Origin of the sequence: Mycobacterium sp. SMC-16 (genome assembly GCF_046250085.1) — a bacterium.
Lineage (GTDB): Bacteria > Actinomycetota > Actinomycetes > Mycobacteriales > Mycobacteriaceae > Mycobacterium > Mycobacterium phocaicum.
The window spans coordinates 3516345-3533170 of the sequence record NZ_CP176427.1; the positions used below are offsets into that span (position 1 = coordinate 3516345).

The window sequence follows — 16826 nt, forward strand, 5'->3', positions numbered from 1 at the left end:
ATGAAGGTCGCAATCGCGGGCGCCGGCGCCGTCGGCCGCTCCATCGCGCGGGAACTGGTCGATCACCACGAGGTGATGCTGCTGGAGCGCAATCCGGACCATATCGACGTCGACGCCGTCCCGGCGGCGCAGTGGCGTCTGGGTGACGCCTGCGAGCTGTCACTGCTCGAGTCGGTCAAGCTCCATGAGTTCGACGTGGTCATCGCCGCCACCGGCGACGACAAGGCCAACGTGGTGGTGAGCCTGCTCGCCAAGACCGAGTTCGCGGTCCCGCGCGTCGTGGCTCGCGTCAACGACCCGCGCAACGAGTGGCTGTTCGACGACAGCTGGGGCGTCGACGTCGCGGTGTCGACACCGCGCATGCTGGCGTCACTCGTCGAAGAAGCCGTGTCGGTGGGCGACCTGGTCCGCCTGATGAGCTTCCGCAAGGGCCAGGCCAACCTGGTCGAGATCACGCTGCCCGACGACACGCCTTGGGGCGGCAAGGCCGTCAAGCGCCTCCAGTTGCCGCGCGACGCCACGCTCGTGACCATCCTGCGCGGCCCGCGCGTGATCGTCCCCGAATCGGACGAGCCGCTCGAGGGCGGCGACGAGCTGCTGTTCGTGGCGGTGGCCGAGGTCGAGCAGGAGCTGCGCAACCAGGTGCTGAATCCGGGCTAAGCCTCGGTGACGTGATGCTCCGCGTCCCGGATGGCCTTCTGGGCCGTCCGGATGGCCAGGTAGGACGCCAGCGCGGCGACCGCGGTGAGCGGCCAGCCCATGGCGATCCGGGCCACGCCGAGCAGACCCGTCTGGTCCAGTCCGTACAGGTGGTTCTGGACCAGGAACCGCGCCGCGAACACCAGCGCCCACACCGCGGTCGCGATGTCGAACGCCAGTACCGCCCGCCGGATGTCGCGCCAGCTGCGGTCGTGTCCGGTGACCCAGCTCCAGCCGTAGCCGACCAAGGGGCGACGGATCAGGATCGAGATCGCGAACACCCCGGCATAGATCAGCGACGACCAGATGCCAAGCAGGAAATAGCCTTTCGAGGCGCCGATCATGTACGCGATCAGTGCGCTGATCCCGACGCCGATGAAGCCGGACACCGCCGGCTGCACGGATTCGCGGCGCGCCAGGCGCCAGATCAGGACCAAGCCGGCGACGCCGAGCGCCGAATAGATCGCGGCAGTCAGCCCGAAGAAACTGGAGATGGGAACGAAGACGAGGACCGGCAGGGACGAATAGATGAGGCCGCTGAGGCCGCCCATCTGCTCCAGCAGGACATGCGCCGTGAGTTTGGCGTCACTGTCGTCCTGCTGGGCCTCGATCTGCGCTTCGGCCTGCTCGCTGTCCGCGGTCCCCTTGTCGGGGAACGTCACTTCTGAATCTCGTAATGCGGGTTGTAGATCGCTTTGGCCCCGCTGTCCAAGTTGCCCAGCCGTCCGTGCACGCGCAGGGTGCGCCCGGATTCGATGCCTGGGATGCGCCGCTGACCCAACCAGACCAGCGTGACCGTGTCGGTGCCGTCGAACAGCTCGGCTCGCACGCCACCCGAACAGCCCTTGCCGTTGGTCTCGACACACCGCAGCGTGCCGACCATCGTCACTTCCTGTCCGCGCGTGCAGTCCACCGCTCGCATGGCGCCGGTGTTCAGGGCCTCGTCGTTCAGCTCCTGGACATCGCTCTGTTCGAGGTCCTCGGTAAGCCGCCGGGTGAGTCGGCGCAAATAGCCTTCCGCCGTAGCCATGGTCTCTCCTGAGACTTGCTGCGAATCCACCGTGGACCCGCTATCTAACCAACGTCACGCTAGACCTCTTGGTTCCGATTTGCCATTTCGGCGCGGGATATATCTTCGTTATCCCGCTCACTGGACGGCGCACCCGCCCGGACCCCCTTGCGTGCGCCGTTCCGGCCGCCGGGCACCATCGAGGGATGACGGCCAACTTGCAAGGGATGACCGCGGTACTGCTGCCCGGCACGGGATCGGACGACGACTACATCCGCCGGGCGTTCGGCGGCGCCCTGCTCGAAGCCGGTGCCGTGGTGATCGCCCCGCGGCCGCTGCCGGGCGACCTGATCGGCGGTTATCTCGAAGCGCTCGACGCCGCCGCACAGCACGGCGCCATCATCGTCGGGGGCGTGTCGCTGGGCGCGGCGGTCGCCACGAACTGGGCGCTCGCGCACCCCGAGCAGTGCATCGCCGTCCTGGCCGCACTGCCCGCCTGGACGGGTGATTCCGACGGCGCGCCGGCCGCCCAAGCCGCCCGCTACTCGGCGCAGCAGCTGCGCGAGATCGGGCTCGATGCGGCCGTCGCGGGCATGCGGGCAGGCAGTCCCGCCTGGCTCGCGGACGAACTCACGCGGTCATGGACGGCACAGTGGCCCGGCCTGCCGGACGCGATGGAAGAAGCGGCCGGTTACGGCGGCCCGACCCGCGAACAGCTCGCCGAACTCCAGGTGCCGATGGGTGTCGCCGGGGCGGTCGACGACGCCGTGCACCCTGTCGCGGTGGCCGCGGAATGGGCCGTGGCAGCCCCCAGGGCCGCGCTGCGGACCGTCACCCTCGATGCGATGGGCGAAGAGCCGACAGTGCTCGGCGACGCCTGTGTGGCCGCATTGCGCGAGGCCGTCAGCCTCCGGTGATGGTGCCCATCTGCTGGGTGCGCAGCTGCTGCATGGCCGAGCCCTGCTCGCTACGACGGGCGTCCGGCTCCCCTTCGGGCTGCTGCTGCCCGAACTGCTGCTGCAGCTGTTCGAGCGCCTGCTGAGCCTGCTCCATCTGCTGCTGAGCCATCTGCTGGGCGGCCGCGCGCAGCTGCTCCAGCAGCGGCTCGGACAGCTGCACCGGCAGCGGGCTGCGGACCGGCAGCGGGGTGTCACCACGACGAACCACGGTGTCCGCCAACGAGGTTCGCGCCTCGTCGGTGATGGCGTCGATGGTCTCCTCGGTGCCCACGACGACACAGCGCACCATCCACCGGTAGCCGTCGGTGCCGATGAAACGCATCACGACCTGCGGCTGGCCGGGCTGCGGCACCGGCAGACCCACAACCTCGCGGCCCCACGGTCCGTCCTCGATGCGTGCCTGCGCGTTGTCGTTGCGAAGCGATTCGGCCAGCTCGGCGGCGATCTCCCGCCACAGCCCACCGGTCTTGGGCGCGGCGTACGCGGCCACCGAGAAGCGCCCGTTGGGCGTCATGATCCAGACGGCGTTCGGCACGCCCTGCTCGTTGACCTCGACGTTGAGCTGCGATCCGTCGGGCACCGGGACGAGCACCCCACCCAGGTCCAGGCGGGCGGCCTCGGCGTCGGCCGGGTCGTCGAAGTCCTCGATGTCGAAGGGGCCGTCTTCTTCGGGGTTGAACTCGAATGCCATCACAAACTCGCATGTCCGCCGGAGGAACCGTGGCCGCCCGCGCCACGTGAGGTGTCAGCCAGCCCCGCCTCGTCGAACGACGTGACCTCGACCAGCTCGGGCAGCTCGACCCGCTGCACCAGCAGCTGCGCGATCCGGTCACCGCGTTTCACGATGATGGGCTCGCTGGGGTCGAGGTTGATGAGCGCCACCTTGATCTCGCCGCGGTACCCGGCGTCGACCGTCCCCGGCGCGTTCACGATCGAAAGGCCAACGCGGATGGCCAATCCCGAGCGCGGATGCACCAGGCCGACCATGCCGTGCGGAATCGCGACGGCGATCCCCGTCGGCACCAGCTCGCGCTGACCGGGGGCCAGTTTGAGGTCGATCGCGCTGAACAGATCGACGCCGGCATCGCCGTCGTGAGCACGGGCCGGCATCGGCAGATCCCGGTCCAACCGAACTACCGCCAGAGAGGTGGACACGACCGCACAGACTACCCTTGGCCGCGTGTCAGACACGCGAGCAGCCACCCAAACCGTCCGCTACCGGGAGCGGTTGACGGTGCCTCTGTGGTGGTGGTTACCGGGTTTCGGGCTGGCCGCCCTGATCGCGCTGGAAGTGGTGCAAGGCGTGTCGGGCGTGCCGGCATGGGCGCCGTTCGCCGTGCTGCTGCCGGTCGCGGCGGCGACGCTGGTGTGGATGGGGCGCATCGAGCTGCGCGTGGTGAGCACCGGAACCGGGCCGGACGCCGAGACCGAGCTGTGGGTGGGGCCGGCGCACATCCCGACCGGCGTCATCTCGCGGTCGGCCGAGGTGCCGCGCTCGGCGAAGTCGGCGGCACTGGGACGCCAGCTGGACCCGGCCGCGTACGTCGTACACCGGGCCTGGGTCGGGCCGTTGATCCTCGTGGTTCTCGACGACCCGGACGACCCCACGCCGTACTGGCTGGTGAGCACCCGTCATCCCGATCGGATCCTGGCAGCGCTGCAGGGTCGCTGACGCGGCCCCATAATACGCCGAATGGCCGGTCCCCGCACGGTATGCGTGCGAGACCGGCCACTGACGTGAAGATGAATCCCTAGGCGGCGCAGTCGGTGCAGATCATCACGCCGTTCTTCTCACTGGCGAGACGGCTGCGGTGTTGCACCAGGAAACAGCTCGAGCAGGTGAACTCATCGGCCTGCTTGGGCACCACACGGACCGAGAGTTCCTCGCCCGACAGGTCAGCGCCCGGCAACTCGAAGTTCTCGGCCGAGTCGGTCTCGTCGACGTCGACGACGGCGGACTGTGCCTCGTTGCGCCGTGCTTTCAGCTCCTCCAGAGAGTCCTCGGAAACCTCGTCAGTCTCAGAACGCCGCGGGGCGTCGTAATCGGTAGCCATGGTCATCCCCTCCGTTACCTTGCAGCAGAGCTTTGTACCAGCGTCGAACGCTTCCGCCAAATGATTCGTGCCCGAAAAGCGCGCCGACTATATGTGATTTGCATCACATGAGCAAGAGGTGGTTCGTAATCACGCAGGGTGCGGTGCATCTACAGTGCTCATGTGGTCGCACAAATCACCGAGGGCACGGCCTTCGACAAGCACGGTCGGCCGTTCCGCCGCCGCAACTACGTGCCCGCCGCGGTCCTGTTCGCGGTGCTGGCCGTGGCGACGCTGATCGCCTGGCTCGTCGTCGCGAACCAGCCCGCCGAAATCCACCAGGCGATCACCTGCAATCCCCCGCCCGCACCGACCGACCCGAACCAGCCGAAGCTCGGCGATGAGGTGTCGCAGTCCTCGATGGTCAACGTGGTGCCGGCCAAGCTCGCCGACACCAAGATCAAGGTGCTCAACGCCAGCGGCCAGGGCGGCCAGGCCAGCGAGGTCGCCGGCGAGCTGCGCGACCTCGGATTCGGCCAGCCCGCGGCCAGCAATGACCCGGTGTACGCCAGCACCCGCATGGAATGCCAGGGCCAGATCCGGTTCGGCCCGGCCGGCAAGTCCGCGGCCGCCGCGCTGTGGCTCGTCGCGCCGTGCACCCAGCTGTTCCAGGACCAGCGCCCCGACGACTCCGTCGATCTCGCGATCGGCACCGAGTTCAACGAGCTCGCCCACAGCGACGACATCGAGGCCATGCTGGCCAGCCTGAAGCCCGACGCCACGCAGCCCGCCGACACCTCGCTGCTGCCGAAGATCCACAGCGGGACCTGCTAGCTAGCGGTAGCCGACCCGCGCCAGCTGCCGGGCCAGCGCCGCGGCGACACCAGGCGCCGCGGCGATGACCAGGTCGTCGTCGTCCGCACCCGGCGCGGGCAGCCGCACCACCGCGCCCGCCTCCTCGGCGACCAGCGCCGCGACCGCCCAATCCCACACGTGCACACCGGATTCGAAATACGCGTCGAGCCGGCCCGCGGCGACCATGCACAGGTCCAGGGCGCACGACCCGACCCGGCGGATGTCGCGCACCTCGGCCAGCAGCTCGGCCACGGCGCCGGCCTGCTGCCGCCGCCGCTCCCGCGCGTAGGCGAACCCGGTGGCCACCAGCGCCATCGGGAGTTCGTCGATGACGTTGCAGCGCAAGGCCGCCCGCGCCCCGTCCCGGGTCACCACGGCCCCGTGGCCACGCGCGGCGGAGAACACCTCGCCGGTCGCCGCGTTGGCCACCGCGCCTGCCACGGACACGCCGTCGATCTGCACCCCGACCGACACCGCGTAGGCGCCCAGCCCGTACATGAAGTTCACCGTGCCGTCGATGGGGTCGAGCACCCACACCGGAACGCCGGCGGGCGCCCGCGCCGCACCGCCTTCCTCCTCGCCCAGGATCGCGTCATCCGGGCGCAGCACCGCCAGCCGCGCGCGCAGCAGCCGCTCGGTCTCGGTGTCGACCACGGTCACCGGGTCGGTCGGACTGCTCTTGGTGCGCACCGCGCCGTCGCCCTGCGGCGCACCGGCGAAAACCTCACCGCGCCGGCGGCGGACGAATGCCGCGGCCTCGGTCGCCAGCTGCTCGGCGAGCGCGCGCAGCGCAGCAGGTGCGGTGGCGCTTTCGGGTTCGCGTGCTGTCATGACACCTATCGCAGCACACGCGGTTAGGGTGTGGGTCGCGCCCTCTTGCCCACCCCCTTCAAGGAGTGCAGATGACCGAGACGCCCACCGCCGCCACTGACGGCTCACCGCATCGAGCGCTGGGAATCGATGTCGGCGGCAGCGGCGTCAAAGGCGGCATCGTCGACCTCGACACCGGCCAGCTGATCGGTGAGCGCTTCCGGCTCCCCACCCCGCAACCGGCCACGCCCGAGGCCGTCTCGGAGACCGTCGCGGCCGTCGTCCGCGAGTTCGGCTGGACCGGGCCCCTGGGCGTCACGTATCCGGGCGTGGTGACCGAGGGCATCGTGCGGACCGCGGCCAACGTCGACAGCAGCTGGATCGGCACCAACGTGCGGGAGATGTTCGCCTCGCGGCTCGACGGCCAGGACGTGACGGTGCTCAACGACGCCGACGCCGCGGGTCTGGCCGAGGAGAAGTTCGGCGCGGGCCGGGAGGTGAGCGGGCTCGTCGTGCTACTGACGTTCGGCACGGGCATCGGTTCGGCGGTGATCTACGACGGGGTTCTGTTGCCCAACACCGAGTTCGGGCACATCGAGGTCGGCGGCAAGGAAGCCGAGCACCGCGCCGCGTCCTCGGTCAAGGAACGCAAGGACTGGTCGTACGAGCGCTGGACCGAAGAGGTCACCAAGGTGCTGGTGGCGGTCGAGAACGCCATCTGGCCGGACCTGTTCATCGTCGGCGGCGGGATCAGCAAGAAGGCCGACAAGTGGGTGCCCCTGCTGAAGAACCGCACGCCGGTGGTGGCCGCGACGCTGCAGAATTCGGCCGGCATCGTCGGTGCTGCGATGACCGCCGACGGCGCTCTGCACCGCCATTAGCGGCCGGTCAACGCTCCGAGCCCGCCGCTGATACGGCTTCTGGGCACTATGTCGTTACAATGGTCAACGGCGGCCGCCTGAACGGATAGCGGTGATCATCCGATCGAAGATCGACGCCAATATTCGACAGCCGACGCTTTTCGGTGGCGCACGCCCACGCCATCGATGTACGAAAGACCGAAAGGGTGGCCGTGGTAGCGACCAAAGCCAGCGAGACAGCCGACGAGCCGGTGAAGCGCACCACCAAAGCCCCTGCAAAGAAGGCCGCCGCCAAGGCTGCGCCGGCCAAGCGTGCCGCGAAGGCACCCGCGAAGAAGGCCGCCGCGAAGGCCCCCGCCAAGCGCGCCGCGAAGGCCGCAACCAAGCCTGAAGACGGTGGCGCCGCTGACGACGTGACCGACGTCGACGATCTCGCCGTGGAACCCGAAAAGATCGACGTCGACGACGCCGACCTGGAACTCGACGACGACCTCGAGGCCGACGACGTCAGCGACGATGACGACGAGGACGACGCCGAAGAAGGCGAGTCCGAAGGCGAAGCCAACGCCGAAGGCACCAAGGCCGCCCCGAAGGCCGCCGAGGGTGACGACGCCGACGAGACCGCGGAGCCGTCCGAGAAGGACAAGGCCTCCGGCGACTTCGTCTGGGACGAGGAAGAGTCCGAGGCGCTGCGGCAGGCCCGCAAGGACGCCGAGCTCACCGCCTCCGCCGACTCGGTGCGTGCCTACCTCAAGCAGATCGGCAAGGTCGCGCTGCTCAACGCCGAGGAAGAGGTCGAGCTCGCCAAGCGCATCGAAGCCGGCCTGTACGCCACGCAGCTGATGTCCGAGCTGATGGAAAAGGGCGAGAAGCTGCCCGCCGCGCAGCGTCGCGACATGCAGTGGATCTGCCGCGACGGCGACCGCGCCAAGAACCACCTGCTGGAAGCCAACCTGCGTCTGGTGGTGTCGCTGGCCAAGCGCTACACCGGCCGCGGCATGGCGTTCCTCGACCTCATCCAGGAAGGCAACCTGGGCCTGATCCGTGCGGTCGAGAAGTTCGACTACACCAAGGGCTACAAGTTCTCGACGTACGCCACGTGGTGGATCCGTCAGGCCATCACCCGCGCCATGGCCGACCAGGCGCGCACCATCCGTATCCCGGTGCACATGGTCGAGGTCATCAACAAGCTGGGCCGCATCCAGCGCGAGCTGCTGCAGGACCTGGGTCGCGAACCCACGCCCGAAGAGCTGGCCAAGGAAATGGACATCACGCCGGAGAAGGTGCTGGAGATCCAGCAGTACGCGCGTGAGCCCATCTCGCTGGACCAGACCATCGGCGACGAGGGCGACAGCCAGCTTGGTGACTTCATCGAGGACAGCGAAGCCGTGGTGGCCGTGGACGCCGTGTCGTTCACGCTGCTGCAGGATCAGCTGCAGTCGGTGCTGGAGACCCTGTCCGAGCGTGAGGCCGGCGTCGTCCGGCTGCGCTTCGGCCTCACCGACGGGCAGCCGCGCACCCTCGACGAGATCGGCCAGGTCTACGGCGTCACCCGTGAGCGCATCCGCCAGATCGAGTCCAAGACCATGAGCAAGCTGCGGCACCCGTCACGCTCGCAGGTCCTGCGCGACTACCTGGACTAGTCCCCCGGATCAACGACCATTGCCCCGAAACTTCCGGTTTCGGGGCAATGGTCGTTTGTGCGGCGAATCAGCAGGGCACGCAGCGGTTCCCGTTCCAGATCCAGCCCGCGCCGCCCCGAAAACCGGAAGCGGGAAAAGCGCTGCGTGTGAAAGGCTTTCGTACATGCCGACCTCGGAACATCCCCTGACCCAAGCGATGCTGGACGTCTCGTCCGAGTGTTTCGCCGCGATGGCCGTCATCCTCACCGTGCTCGGCGACGAGCTCGCCAATCAGCGACCTGAGCTGCCGGGCGCGAACAGCTGCTACGCGATCGTCAACCACTGCATCGGTGTGGTCGACTACTGGGCCGGCTCTTTCATTGCCGGACAACGCATCCCGCGGGACCGCGACAGCGAGTTCACCGCCACCGGGCGGGTCGACGAGCTGCTCGAACGACTGACCGCCCTGCAGCAGCGTTTCCCCGGCTGGGTCGAGGTGGCGGTCACCGAGGGAATCCGGGACCGTGAGCTGGCCGACGGGGTGCGCGGCGGCACGACGCGCGCTTCGGTTCTGGCCACGGCCAGCCCGGAGTGGACGCTGCTGCACATCCTGCACGACATCGCGCAGCACGTCGGACACCTGGAGATCACCAGAGACCTGCTGCTCTCCGCGAGCGCAGAGGACTGACGCAAATCGGCCCCCTTCCCTGACAAGAAGGGGGCCGATCTGTTGTCGTCCGACAGCGAACCGTCAGTCGGTGCTTCCAGCGCCTGCGCCGGCCGCGGCCTTGGCAGATTCTGCCTTGGCCTTCTTGGCCTCAGCGGCGGCCTTCTTGGCATCAGCCTTGGCCTTGGCCTCAGCCTTCTTGGCCTCAGCGGCAGCCTTCTTCTCCTCGGCCTTGGCCTTGGCAGCGGCCTTCTTGGCCTCCGCCGCAGCCTTCTTGGCATCGGCCTTGGTCTTGGCGTCGTCGGCCTTGGCCTGGCCCTCCGCCTTGGCGGCGTCGGCGTCGGTCTTGGCGTCGTCGGCCTTGGCCTGACCCTCCGCCTTGGTGGCGTCGGCATCAGCCTTGGCCTCGTCGGCCTTCACCTGGCCGTCGACCTTGTTGTCCGAGGCCGGGGCCTCGGCAACCTTGGCCGGCGAGTCGCCCGCCTGCGCCGCGGCCGGAGCCTTGGCCGCAACCGGGGTCGAGAAGGCCGCCGGCGAGACCGCGGCACCGGAGGTCGGCGCGGTGGTCTGCGTGCCCGCAGCCGGAGCCGGCGGAGCCAGCTTCTTCTGCAGGTTGTCGATGGCCGTCGTCACTCCGCCGATGACCTGGGCGTTGATCGCCCGGACGAACTTGGCCGTCGAGAACAGCGCGTCGGCCGCCCCATGGTTGATCGCGGTCAGGATCTTGCCGACGTTCCCGGTCTGGAATGCCGCGGCGACATCCTGCACCACCGAGTTGAGCTGACGGGTCAGCGTGCGCACCTGGGTCATCACATTCTCGATCGGACCCTTCTGCATGCCGGCGATCTTGACGCCGTTCCATTCGACCAGGTTCCAGCCGTCCTCGGGGTTGCCCTCGACGACGACGACGCCGGTGTTGCCGAGCGGATGCTGGGTGAACAGCATGATCTTCTGCTCAGCGCTCAGATTCTTGGCGTTCATCATCGTCCAGATCATGATTGTGCCGCCGTGCGAGAACACCGCCGCGTTGCGATCGCCGTTGTCGTAGATCGTCTGCAGAGCGCCGTTGACGCGATCCTCGAACTGATGGCCGTTCAGACCCGTCGTCGGATCGGCCGCGGACGGGATGAACGCATCCAGGTTCGGCGCGATCGGGTTGAAGCTGATGTTCGGCGGCGGCGTCACCGACAGCCCCGCCCACGCCAGCGGCGCCGTCAGATAACCGAAGAGACCCGCGCGCTCCGGGGTGCCTTCGTACTTGCCGGCTTCGATCTCCTGCAGACCCGGCAACACCTGGATCGGCAGACCCAGGTACTGCGACAACGGCACCGCCGTCTGCTGCGTCCGAACCATCGTGGACGCGTAGATGGCGTCGAAGTTCCGGTCCCCGAGCTGGGCCGCGATGTCCTTGGCCTGCTGCTGACCGTCCGGCGTCAGGACCGGGCCCGGCACCTGCGTGTCGATGTTGCCCGACGTGTTTCCGTACGACTGCCCGTGCCGGATGAACGTGATGGTCATGTTCTCGGCCGCCCATGCCGGCAGCGCCGACATGACCAGAAGAGCACTCGCCGTCAGCGCGACACCGAGTCCCTTCAGTCCTCTTGCGCGACGGCGCTTACCCGTCGCGTCTTCAGAATTCGTGTGGTTGATCATGTCCTCACCGAGTCGGGGATATTTACGCGCGCGATCGTGCCAATCCCCCGACCGTGATTCGGGCCACATTCCCAATGAGTGGACAGATTTCTCAGACTGTCGTTCATTTGCCGTTAACCAACGGCATCGGCACCGAAATTTGCCGGTAGAACTGCGAAGACACCCTCGACGTCAGGCCGGTAGGGCACGGTGCGGGCCACCGCGGCGACAGGGAGTGCGCCGTACAGATGAGGGAAGAGCATCGAGGCCGGATCCGTCGGCACGCCGGGTTCCCAGCGAACCGGCGACCCCAGCCGCTCCGGGTCGCACACCAGCAGCAGCAGGTCGGACTGCCCGCGGTACAGCCGATTGGCCGGCAGGTGAACCTGTTCCGGAGCCGACAGGTGGACGAACCCGACATCGTCGAGTGAGGGCGGCCGAAGCTCACCATCGAACTGAGCACGCGCCCAATCCGTTTCACTACATAGATGAACAAGGACTGTGGGCGCGGCGATCATGCGGTCAGCCTGCCGCGCCCGCAACTCCAGCGATAGGTGAGACACGACACACCCGTGAACACCCGGGGAACAACGCTGGAATCCAAATCGTCTGAGAGAGTAGAGATGTGTAACCGGCAAAGCGCCCAGGCGGCGACGAGCAGAAGGAGGCGCCATGAACGCAACTCTGACGGGCCCGACACTGACACGGGCCGACCGCTGTGACCGGTGCGGCGCCGCCGCCCGTGTGCGCGCTACCCTGCCGTCCGGCATGGAGCTCCTGTTCTGCCAGCACCACGCGAACGAGCACGAATCCAAGCTGGTCGAGTTAGCCGCTGTGCTGGTGGTCAGCGCCGAGACCGAGTGACCCGCCGGTCACCTCAAATACGGTCCTGACGGGATCTCTTCGGTAATGCTGGTCTGGTCATGAACGACCAGACGAAGCCGATCAAGCCGACACGTCATCACGTGTTACGGGTGTTCCGACGCGCGCTGTCGAAAAGCTGGGACGACTCGATCTTCTCGGAGTCGGCTCAGGCGGCGTTCTGGTCGGCACTGTCCCTACCACCCTTGCTGCTGGGCATGCTGGGCAGCTTGGCGTACGTGGCGCCGTTGTTCGGCCCAGAGACGCTGCCGATGATCCAGGAACAACTGATCGGGACCGCGAAGAACTTCTTTTCGCCGAATGTGGTCAACGAGATCATCCAGCCGACCGTCCGCGACATAGCGGTGGGTGCCCGCGGCGAGGTGGTGTCCCTCGGATTCGTCATCTCGCTGTGGGCCGGTTCGTCGGCGATCTCGGCATTCGTCGACGCCGTGGTCGAGGCACACGACCAGACACCGCTCCGCCATCCGGTGCGGCAACGGTTCTACGCGCTCGGGCTGTACCTGGTGATGCTGCTGTTCGTGATCGCGACCGCGCCGGTGGCCGCCATCGGGCCGATGAAGATCGCCCAGCACATTCCCGAGACCTGGTCCAACGCCATGAAGTACGGGTACTGGCCGGTGCTGCTGCTGGGCATCGTGCTGGCCGTGACGGTGCTCTACCGGGTGGCGCTGCCCAAACCGCTGCCGACGCATCGGTTGCTGTTCGGCGCCCTCCTGGCCACCGTGGTCTTCGTCGTGGCGACAGTCGGACTCCGGTTCTATCTGACCTGGATCACCGCCACGGGCTACACCTACGGCGCCCTGGCGACACCGATCGCGTTCCTGCTGTTCGCATTCGCGCTGGGTTTCGCGATCATGATCGGCGCCGAACTCAACGCGGCGATCCAGGAGGAATGGCCGGCGCCGGACACCCATGCCCGGCGCCTGCGCGAATGGCTCGAAGACAAGGCCGAGACCCTGACCAGCGATCAGCCTGCGGAGAAGGCAGAGCCGCCGGCCTGAGTGGCTGCGGCTATTTCTTCATCTGTTCGTAGATGCGCCTGCAATCCGGGCACACCGGCGAACCGGGCTTGGGTGACTTGGTCACCGGGAACACCTCGCCGCACAGTGCGACGACATGGGTGCCCATGACGGCGCTCTCGGCGATCTTGTCCTTCTTGACGTAATGAAAATGCTTAGGTCGGTCGTCGTCCGTACCGTCGTCGACCTGTTCATCGGAATCGGTGCGTTCGAGGGTGTCGGTCTGCATGCACTCATTGTGCACTTCACCCGAACCGGTCGCGGCGGCACTGAGCCAGATGTGGGACAGTAGAAGGATGAAACAAGGCCAAGAGCTGAGTTTCGACGACGACGGTCGGCCGGTCCTCATCACTCGCGCAGCACCCGCTTACGAGGAGCAGCACCGCGCCCGCGTCCGCCGCTACCTGACCATCATGTCGTTCCGCGTGCCGGCACTGTTGCTGGCGGCCCTGGCCTACAGCATCTGGCACAACGGCCTGATCTCGCTGGCCATCCTCATCGCGTCCATTCCCCTGCCGTGGATCGCGGTACTCATCGCCAATGACCGCCCGCCGCGTACCGCACAGGAGCCGCGCCGCTACGACGCGGCCCGACGAGCGCCCATGTTCCCGACCGCGGAACGCCCGGCAATCGAGGACCGGCACCCGGTCATCGACGGCGATGTCGAGCCCTGATCTCCACCTGAGTTTCCTTCTTTCCCCTTTCTAAGGACATTCTCAGGTCGACGCGGAAAAACCGCTGGTCAGAGGCCATGAGATGACAGGGCCTCGGGAACTTCTCCTGCAACTTGGGCGTTGAAGCAAGTGACAGTTCGAGCTGAGCACGAGCAGGAGGCCGCAAATGGCAAAAGCCACCACAAGCCGTATCGATTCCGATCTTGACGCCCAGAGTCCCGCCGCGGACCTGGTGCGCGTCTACCTGAACGGCATCGGTAAGACCGCCCTGCTCAACGCCGAGGACGAGGTGGAACTGGCCAAGCGCATCGAGGCCGGCCTGTACGCGGCGCACCTGCTGGAGACCAAGAAGCGACTCGGCGACAACCGCAAGCGTGACCTGGCAGCCATCGTCCGCGACGGCGAAGCCGCCCGCCGGCATCTGCTGGAAGCCAACCTCCGCCTCGTGGTTTCGCTGGCCAAGCGCTACACCGGTCGCGGCATGCCGTTGCTGGACCTGATCCAGGAAGGCAACCTCGGCCTCATCCGGGCGATGGAGAAGTTCGACTACGCCAAGGGCTTCAAGTTCTCGACCTACGCCACCTGGTGGATTCGGCAGGCGATCACCCGCGGCATGGCCGACCAGAGCCGCACGATCCGGCTCCCCGTCCACCTGGTGGAGCAGGTCAACAAGCTGGCTCGGATCAAGCGCGAGATGCACCAGAGCCTGGGACGTGAGGCCACCGACGAAGAGCTCGCCGAAGAGTCGGGTATCCCGGTCGAGAAGATCAACGACCTGCTCGAGCACAGCCGCGACCCGGTGAGCCTGGACATGCCGGTCGGCACCGACGAAGAAGCGCCGCTCGGCGACTTCATCGAGGACTCCGAGGCACTCTCGGCCGAGAATGCCGTCATCTCGGAGCTGCTGCACACCGACATCCGGCACGTGCTCGCCACCCTGGACGAGCGCGAGCAGCAGGTGATCCGGCTGCGGTTCGGCCTCGACGACGGCCAGCCCCGCACCCTGGACCAGATCGGCAAGCTGTTCGGTCTGTCCCGCGAGCGGGTCCGGCAGATCGAGCGCGAGGTCATGTCGAAGCTCCGCAACGGCGAGCGCGCCGAGCGCCTGCGGGCCTACGCGAGCTGACCGCCGCCACCCACAACTGCACACCCTGGTGCCCGCCGGAATCCCCGGCGGGCACCGTTTTTGTCGGGCGGTCCGCCCACCGCGGCCCGCCATCGGAATCACTGCGTCGATCGGCCGTGGTGGATGCCTGCTGACCCGGCCAAACCGGTAAGCTGGGCACCGGCGGAGGCCTGGAGGAATTTGGCATGAACGATCTGATCGATACGACCGAGATGTACCTGCGGACGATCTACGACCTCGAAGAAGAGGGCGTGGTGCCGCTGCGTGCACGCATTGCCGAACGACTCGAGCAGAGCGGCCCCACGGTCAGCCAGACGGTGTCGCGGATGGAACGCGACGGGCTGCTGCACGTCGCCGGTGATCGCCACCTGGAGCTCACCGACAAGGGCCGGTCGCTGGCGGTGTCGGTGATGCGCAAGCACCGGCTCGCCGAGCGCCTGCTGGTCGATGTGATCGGCCTGCCGTGGGAGGAAGTCCACGCCGAGGCCTGCCGCTGGGAACACGTGATGAGCGAGGACGTCGAACGCCGGCTGGTCCAGGTGCTCGACAACCCGACCACGTCGCCGTTCGGCAACCCGATCCCCGGCCTCGCCGAGCTCGGCGTCATCCCGGCCGGCGACGCCGACGTCAGCCTCGTCCGGCTCACCGAACTGCCCACCGGATTCCCGGTCGCGGTCCGGGTGCGCCAGCTGACCGAGCACGTCCAGGGCGACACCGAGCTGATCGCTCGGCTCAAGGATGCCGGCGTGGTGCCGAACGCGCGCGTCACGGTGCAGGCCACCGAGCAGGGCAGTGTCCTGATCGTCATCCCCGGCCACGAACAGGTCGAGTTGCCGCATCACATGGCACACGCGGTCCGCGTCGAGAAGGTCTGACCCGAGGCCCACGCGGCTCACGCCGATCTGCCGAAGATCCGGCGCGGCGGCATCTGCACGCCGAGGCGCTCCGCCAGTTTGTAGCCGGTGAGTGCCAGTTCCCGGATGCGGTCCGGCCGCATGCCGGCCTGAAGTGCCGAGTCGAGCAGTCCAGCCATGTGGTGCTCGCTGTCGACGTCCAGCGCGGCCTGCAACGCCACGCCGGCGAGCGGTCCGTCGCCACGGGCATAGGCGCTGAAGGCCAGTAACACCAGCGCTTCCAGCCGCCACGGCGCCGGCAGGGTACGAGCCAGCGCGGCCCATACCGACTCGGCCGCGGCGGCGTGCTCGCCGACCGCCAGCGCGTACAGCGTGTCCCGCACCCGCGAATCCGTCACCGCACAGGCCAGGCGCACCACGTCGTCATCGGGTAACTGCGACCCTTCCGCGGAACCGGTGGCGCACGCCACCGCATGCTCGACATCGGCGCGTGCGTCGGCATCGGGCCGTCCGCGGTAATCCGCTGTGGCAGCACGCTTTTCGATCGCCGGCCGCAATGCCTCGGCACGCGGCGCATCGGTGACGGCGACGACCTCGACGAGGTCCGCGCGGCGGGCGTAGAGGCGCCGGCCGTCGAGCACCGCGGCCATGGTGACGGGCGACGATTCGGGATCCTCGACGACGCCGGCGTTCCCGCAGCCGTCGGCGCAATGCCACCGGCCGCCGGCCGCCACCCGGTCGACCACATGCACCGCGAACAGTTCGATGCCGTGAGCGGACAACGCGTCCTCGAGTTCGTCGCTCACGTCGCGGTACATGTCCGCGCACATCGCGCAATCGACACCGTGTTCGTCGACGATCACCGCGATGGCCGCATCCGCCTCTGCGGCGGCGGCCAGGCCCGAGAGATGTCCGAGGGCGTCGGGCAAGGCCTCGAAGAATCCCTCCGACAGGTCCACGCGCAGGACCGCACCCATCTCGCCGCCGATGATCGTGACGAGCACCAGTGACTTCTCCGGCGCAAACCCCAGGACCGCGGGCACTGCCGCGATGAGGGCGCCGGGCCGGTTCAGTTGGAAATCGAATGAGCTGAAAGATGTCATGCCCCGACGGTGGCAGCAC

General features: G+C 67.8%; 22 protein-coding genes. 12 read left to right on the forward strand and 10 right to left on the reverse strand.

The annotated features are described in order from the left end of the window. Positions 1 to 660: a TrkA family potassium uptake protein gene (locus ACJEIK_RS16985; protein ID WP_138248995.1), complete on the forward strand. Its 660-nt coding sequence runs from the start codon at positions 1 to 3 to the stop codon at positions 658 to 660. On the opposite strand, the gene ACJEIK_RS16990 is transcribed toward ACJEIK_RS16985, so the two are convergent. Continuing rightward, the gene (locus ACJEIK_RS16990) at positions 657 to 1250 is read right to left on the reverse strand and encodes a DUF3159 domain-containing protein (RefSeq protein ID WP_406804807.1); all 594 of its coding nucleotides are present in this window, start codon (positions 1248 to 1250) and stop codon (positions 657 to 659) included. The genes ACJEIK_RS16985 and ACJEIK_RS16990 overlap by 4 nt on opposite strands. 107 nt (positions 1251 to 1357) lie before the next feature. Next, a complete protein-coding gene (locus ACJEIK_RS16995) occupies positions 1358 to 1729 on the reverse strand; it encodes an OB-fold nucleic acid binding domain-containing protein (RefSeq protein ID WP_020101829.1) in 372 nt (123 codons plus the stop codon). A gap of 185 nt (positions 1730 to 1914) precedes the next feature. Between ACJEIK_RS16995 and ACJEIK_RS17000 the strand changes: the two genes are divergently transcribed. Then, positions 1915 to 2625 (forward strand): alpha/beta hydrolase, encoded by a 711-nt coding sequence (locus ACJEIK_RS17000; protein WP_406804797.1) that lies wholly within the window; start codon positions 1915 to 1917, stop codon positions 2623 to 2625. On the opposite strand, the gene ACJEIK_RS17005 is transcribed toward ACJEIK_RS17000, so the two are convergent. Further along, positions 2612 to 3358 (reverse strand): DUF3710 domain-containing protein, encoded by a 747-nt coding sequence (locus ACJEIK_RS17005; protein WP_406804798.1) that lies wholly within the window; start codon positions 3356 to 3358, stop codon positions 2612 to 2614. The genes ACJEIK_RS17000 and ACJEIK_RS17005 overlap by 14 nt on opposite strands. Beyond that, a complete protein-coding gene (gene dut, locus ACJEIK_RS17010; protein ID WP_406804799.1) occupies positions 3358 to 3822 on the reverse strand; it encodes a dUTP diphosphatase in 465 nt (154 codons plus the stop codon). The genes ACJEIK_RS17005 and dut overlap by 1 nt, the downstream gene beginning before the upstream one ends. A gap of 25 nt (positions 3823 to 3847) precedes the next feature. Here dut and ACJEIK_RS17015 point away from each other — a divergent pair, with 25 nt between their 5' ends. Continuing rightward, complete coding sequence (locus tag ACJEIK_RS17015; protein WP_406804800.1) at positions 3848 to 4339, forward strand: DUF3093 domain-containing protein; 492 nt, start codon at positions 3848 to 3850, stop codon at positions 4337 to 4339. A 79-nt stretch (positions 4340 to 4418) separates the two neighbouring features. Here the strand turns inward: ACJEIK_RS17015 and ACJEIK_RS17020 are convergent, their stop codons facing one another. Beyond that, entirely contained in the window at positions 4419 to 4721 is a 303-nt protein-coding gene (locus tag ACJEIK_RS17020; RefSeq protein ID WP_029105318.1) for a DUF4193 domain-containing protein, read from the reverse strand. Between the two features lie 162 nt (positions 4722 to 4883). On the opposite strand from ACJEIK_RS17020, the gene cei reads away from it, so the two are divergent. After that, on the forward strand, positions 4884 to 5534 hold the full coding sequence (cei, locus tag ACJEIK_RS17025; RefSeq protein WP_061006028.1) for an envelope integrity protein Cei: 651 nt from the start codon (positions 4884 to 4886) through the stop codon (positions 5532 to 5534). Here the strand turns inward: cei and ACJEIK_RS17030 are convergent, their stop codons facing one another. Further along, positions 5535 to 6386 carry an inositol monophosphatase family protein gene (locus ACJEIK_RS17030; protein WP_133426079.1) on the reverse strand — a complete coding sequence of 284 codons (852 nt, stop codon included), beginning with the start codon at positions 6384 to 6386 and terminating at the stop codon, positions 5535 to 5537. A 71-nt stretch (positions 6387 to 6457) separates the two neighbouring features. On the opposite strand from ACJEIK_RS17030, the gene ppgK reads away from it, so the two are divergent. From ppgK to ACJEIK_RS17045, 3 genes are all read left to right on the forward strand, one after another. Next, positions 6458 to 7246, forward strand: a complete 789-nt coding sequence (gene ppgK, locus ACJEIK_RS17035) for a polyphosphate--glucose phosphotransferase (RefSeq protein ID WP_205848818.1) — start codon at positions 6458 to 6460, stop codon at positions 7244 to 7246. A 191-nt stretch (positions 7247 to 7437) separates the two neighbouring features. Next, positions 7438 to 8868, forward strand: coding sequence for an RNA polymerase sigma factor (locus ACJEIK_RS17040; protein WP_135358013.1), 1431 nt, complete (start codon positions 7438 to 7440; stop codon positions 8866 to 8868). A gap of 163 nt (positions 8869 to 9031) precedes the next feature. After that, positions 9032 to 9535, forward strand: a complete 504-nt coding sequence (locus ACJEIK_RS17045; RefSeq protein WP_409430040.1) for a DUF664 domain-containing protein — start codon at positions 9032 to 9034, stop codon at positions 9533 to 9535. A gap of 63 nt (positions 9536 to 9598) precedes the next feature. On the opposite strand, the gene ACJEIK_RS17050 is transcribed toward ACJEIK_RS17045, so the two are convergent. Then, on the reverse strand, positions 9599 to 11167 hold the full coding sequence (locus ACJEIK_RS17050; RefSeq protein WP_082934761.1) for a histidine phosphatase family protein: 1569 nt from the start codon (positions 11165 to 11167) through the stop codon (positions 9599 to 9601). Between the two features lie 113 nt (positions 11168 to 11280). Next, on the reverse strand, positions 11281 to 11664 hold the full coding sequence (locus ACJEIK_RS17055) for a DUF952 domain-containing protein (RefSeq protein ID WP_061006025.1): 384 nt from the start codon (positions 11662 to 11664) through the stop codon (positions 11281 to 11283). Between the two features lie 154 nt (positions 11665 to 11818). On the opposite strand from ACJEIK_RS17055, the gene ACJEIK_RS17060 reads away from it, so the two are divergent. Then, positions 11819 to 12010 carry a hypothetical protein gene (locus ACJEIK_RS17060; protein WP_061006022.1) on the forward strand — a complete coding sequence of 64 codons (192 nt, stop codon included), beginning with the start codon at positions 11819 to 11821 and terminating at the stop codon, positions 12008 to 12010. Between the two features lie 59 nt (positions 12011 to 12069). Next, positions 12070 to 13032, forward strand: coding sequence for a YihY/virulence factor BrkB family protein (locus tag ACJEIK_RS17065; protein ID WP_061006020.1), 963 nt, complete (start codon positions 12070 to 12072; stop codon positions 13030 to 13032). 10 nt (positions 13033 to 13042) lie between these two features. Here the strand turns inward: ACJEIK_RS17065 and ACJEIK_RS17070 are convergent, their stop codons facing one another. Then, entirely contained in the window at positions 13043 to 13279 is a 237-nt protein-coding gene (locus ACJEIK_RS17070) for a DUF3039 domain-containing protein (RefSeq protein ID WP_061006018.1), read from the reverse strand. Between the two features lie 67 nt (positions 13280 to 13346). On the opposite strand from ACJEIK_RS17070, the gene ACJEIK_RS17075 reads away from it, so the two are divergent. The 3 genes from ACJEIK_RS17075 to ACJEIK_RS17085 all read left to right on the forward strand — a co-directional run bounded on the left by ACJEIK_RS17075 (position 13347) and on the right by ACJEIK_RS17085 (position 15725). Further along, positions 13347 to 13724, forward strand: coding sequence for a DUF3099 domain-containing protein (locus ACJEIK_RS17075; RefSeq protein ID WP_234785453.1), 378 nt, complete (start codon positions 13347 to 13349; stop codon positions 13722 to 13724). 166 nt (positions 13725 to 13890) lie between these two features. Continuing rightward, positions 13891 to 14850, forward strand: a complete 960-nt coding sequence (locus ACJEIK_RS17080) for a sigma-70 family RNA polymerase sigma factor (RefSeq protein WP_020101848.1) — start codon at positions 13891 to 13893, stop codon at positions 14848 to 14850. Between the two features lie 185 nt (positions 14851 to 15035). Then, positions 15036 to 15725: a metal-dependent transcriptional regulator gene (locus ACJEIK_RS17085; RefSeq protein ID WP_061006016.1), complete on the forward strand. Its 690-nt coding sequence runs from the start codon at positions 15036 to 15038 to the stop codon at positions 15723 to 15725. Positions 15726 to 15742: 17 nt separating this feature from the next. On the opposite strand, the gene ACJEIK_RS17090 is transcribed toward ACJEIK_RS17085, so the two are convergent. After that, positions 15743 to 16807 (reverse strand): DUF4192 domain-containing protein, encoded by a 1065-nt coding sequence (locus tag ACJEIK_RS17090; RefSeq protein WP_061006014.1) that lies wholly within the window; start codon positions 16805 to 16807, stop codon positions 15743 to 15745. Between the last annotated feature and the right edge of the window lie 19 nt (positions 16808 to 16826).

Excerpts from the sequence above, each read along its gene's own strand:
- ACJEIK_RS17085 (WP_061006016.1), top strand. The coding sequence starts at position 15,036 with ATGAACGATCTGATCGATACGACCGAGATGTACCTGCGGACGATCTAC.
- ACJEIK_RS17005 (WP_406804798.1), bottom strand. The coding sequence starts at position 3,358 with ATGGCATTCGAGTTCAACCCCGAAGAAGACGGCCCCTTCGACATCGAG.
- ACJEIK_RS16985 (WP_138248995.1), top strand. The coding sequence starts at position 1 with ATGAAGGTCGCAATCGCGGGCGCCGGCGCCGTCGGCCGCTCCATCGCG.
- ACJEIK_RS17080 (WP_020101848.1), top strand. The coding sequence starts at position 13,891 with ATGGCAAAAGCCACCACAAGCCGTATCGATTCCGATCTTGACGCCCAG.
- ACJEIK_RS16990 (WP_406804807.1), bottom strand. The coding sequence starts at position 1,250 with ATGGGCGGCCTCAGCGGCCTCATCTATTCGTCCCTGCCGGTCCTCGTC.
- ACJEIK_RS17030 (WP_133426079.1), bottom strand. The coding sequence starts at position 6,386 with ATGACAGCACGCGAACCCGAAAGCGCCACCGCACCTGCTGCGCTGCGC.
- ACJEIK_RS17075 (WP_234785453.1), top strand. The coding sequence starts at position 13,347 with ATGAAACAAGGCCAAGAGCTGAGTTTCGACGACGACGGTCGGCCGGTC.
- ACJEIK_RS17090 (WP_061006014.1), bottom strand. The coding sequence starts at position 16,807 with ATGACATCTTTCAGCTCATTCGATTTCCAACTGAACCGGCCCGGCGCC.
- ACJEIK_RS17000 (WP_406804797.1), top strand. The coding sequence starts at position 1,915 with ATGACGGCCAACTTGCAAGGGATGACCGCGGTACTGCTGCCCGGCACG.
- ACJEIK_RS17050 (WP_082934761.1), bottom strand. The coding sequence starts at position 11,167 with ATGATCAACCACACGAATTCTGAAGACGCGACGGGTAAGCGCCGTCGC.
- ACJEIK_RS17055 (WP_061006025.1), bottom strand. The coding sequence starts at position 11,664 with ATGATCGCCGCGCCCACAGTCCTTGTTCATCTATGTAGTGAAACGGAT.
- ACJEIK_RS17070 (WP_061006018.1), bottom strand. The coding sequence starts at position 13,279 with ATGCAGACCGACACCCTCGAACGCACCGATTCCGATGAACAGGTCGAC.
- ACJEIK_RS16995 (WP_020101829.1), bottom strand. The coding sequence starts at position 1,729 with ATGGCTACGGCGGAAGGCTATTTGCGCCGACTCACCCGGCGGCTTACC.
- ACJEIK_RS17045 (WP_409430040.1), top strand. The coding sequence starts at position 9,032 with ATGCCGACCTCGGAACATCCCCTGACCCAAGCGATGCTGGACGTCTCG.
- ACJEIK_RS17065 (WP_061006020.1), top strand. The coding sequence starts at position 12,070 with ATGAACGACCAGACGAAGCCGATCAAGCCGACACGTCATCACGTGTTA.
- ACJEIK_RS17060 (WP_061006022.1), top strand. The coding sequence starts at position 11,819 with ATGAACGCAACTCTGACGGGCCCGACACTGACACGGGCCGACCGCTGT.
- ppgK (WP_205848818.1), top strand. The coding sequence starts at position 6,458 with ATGACCGAGACGCCCACCGCCGCCACTGACGGCTCACCGCATCGAGCG.
- ACJEIK_RS17020 (WP_029105318.1), bottom strand. The coding sequence starts at position 4,721 with ATGGCTACCGATTACGACGCCCCGCGGCGTTCTGAGACTGACGAGGTT.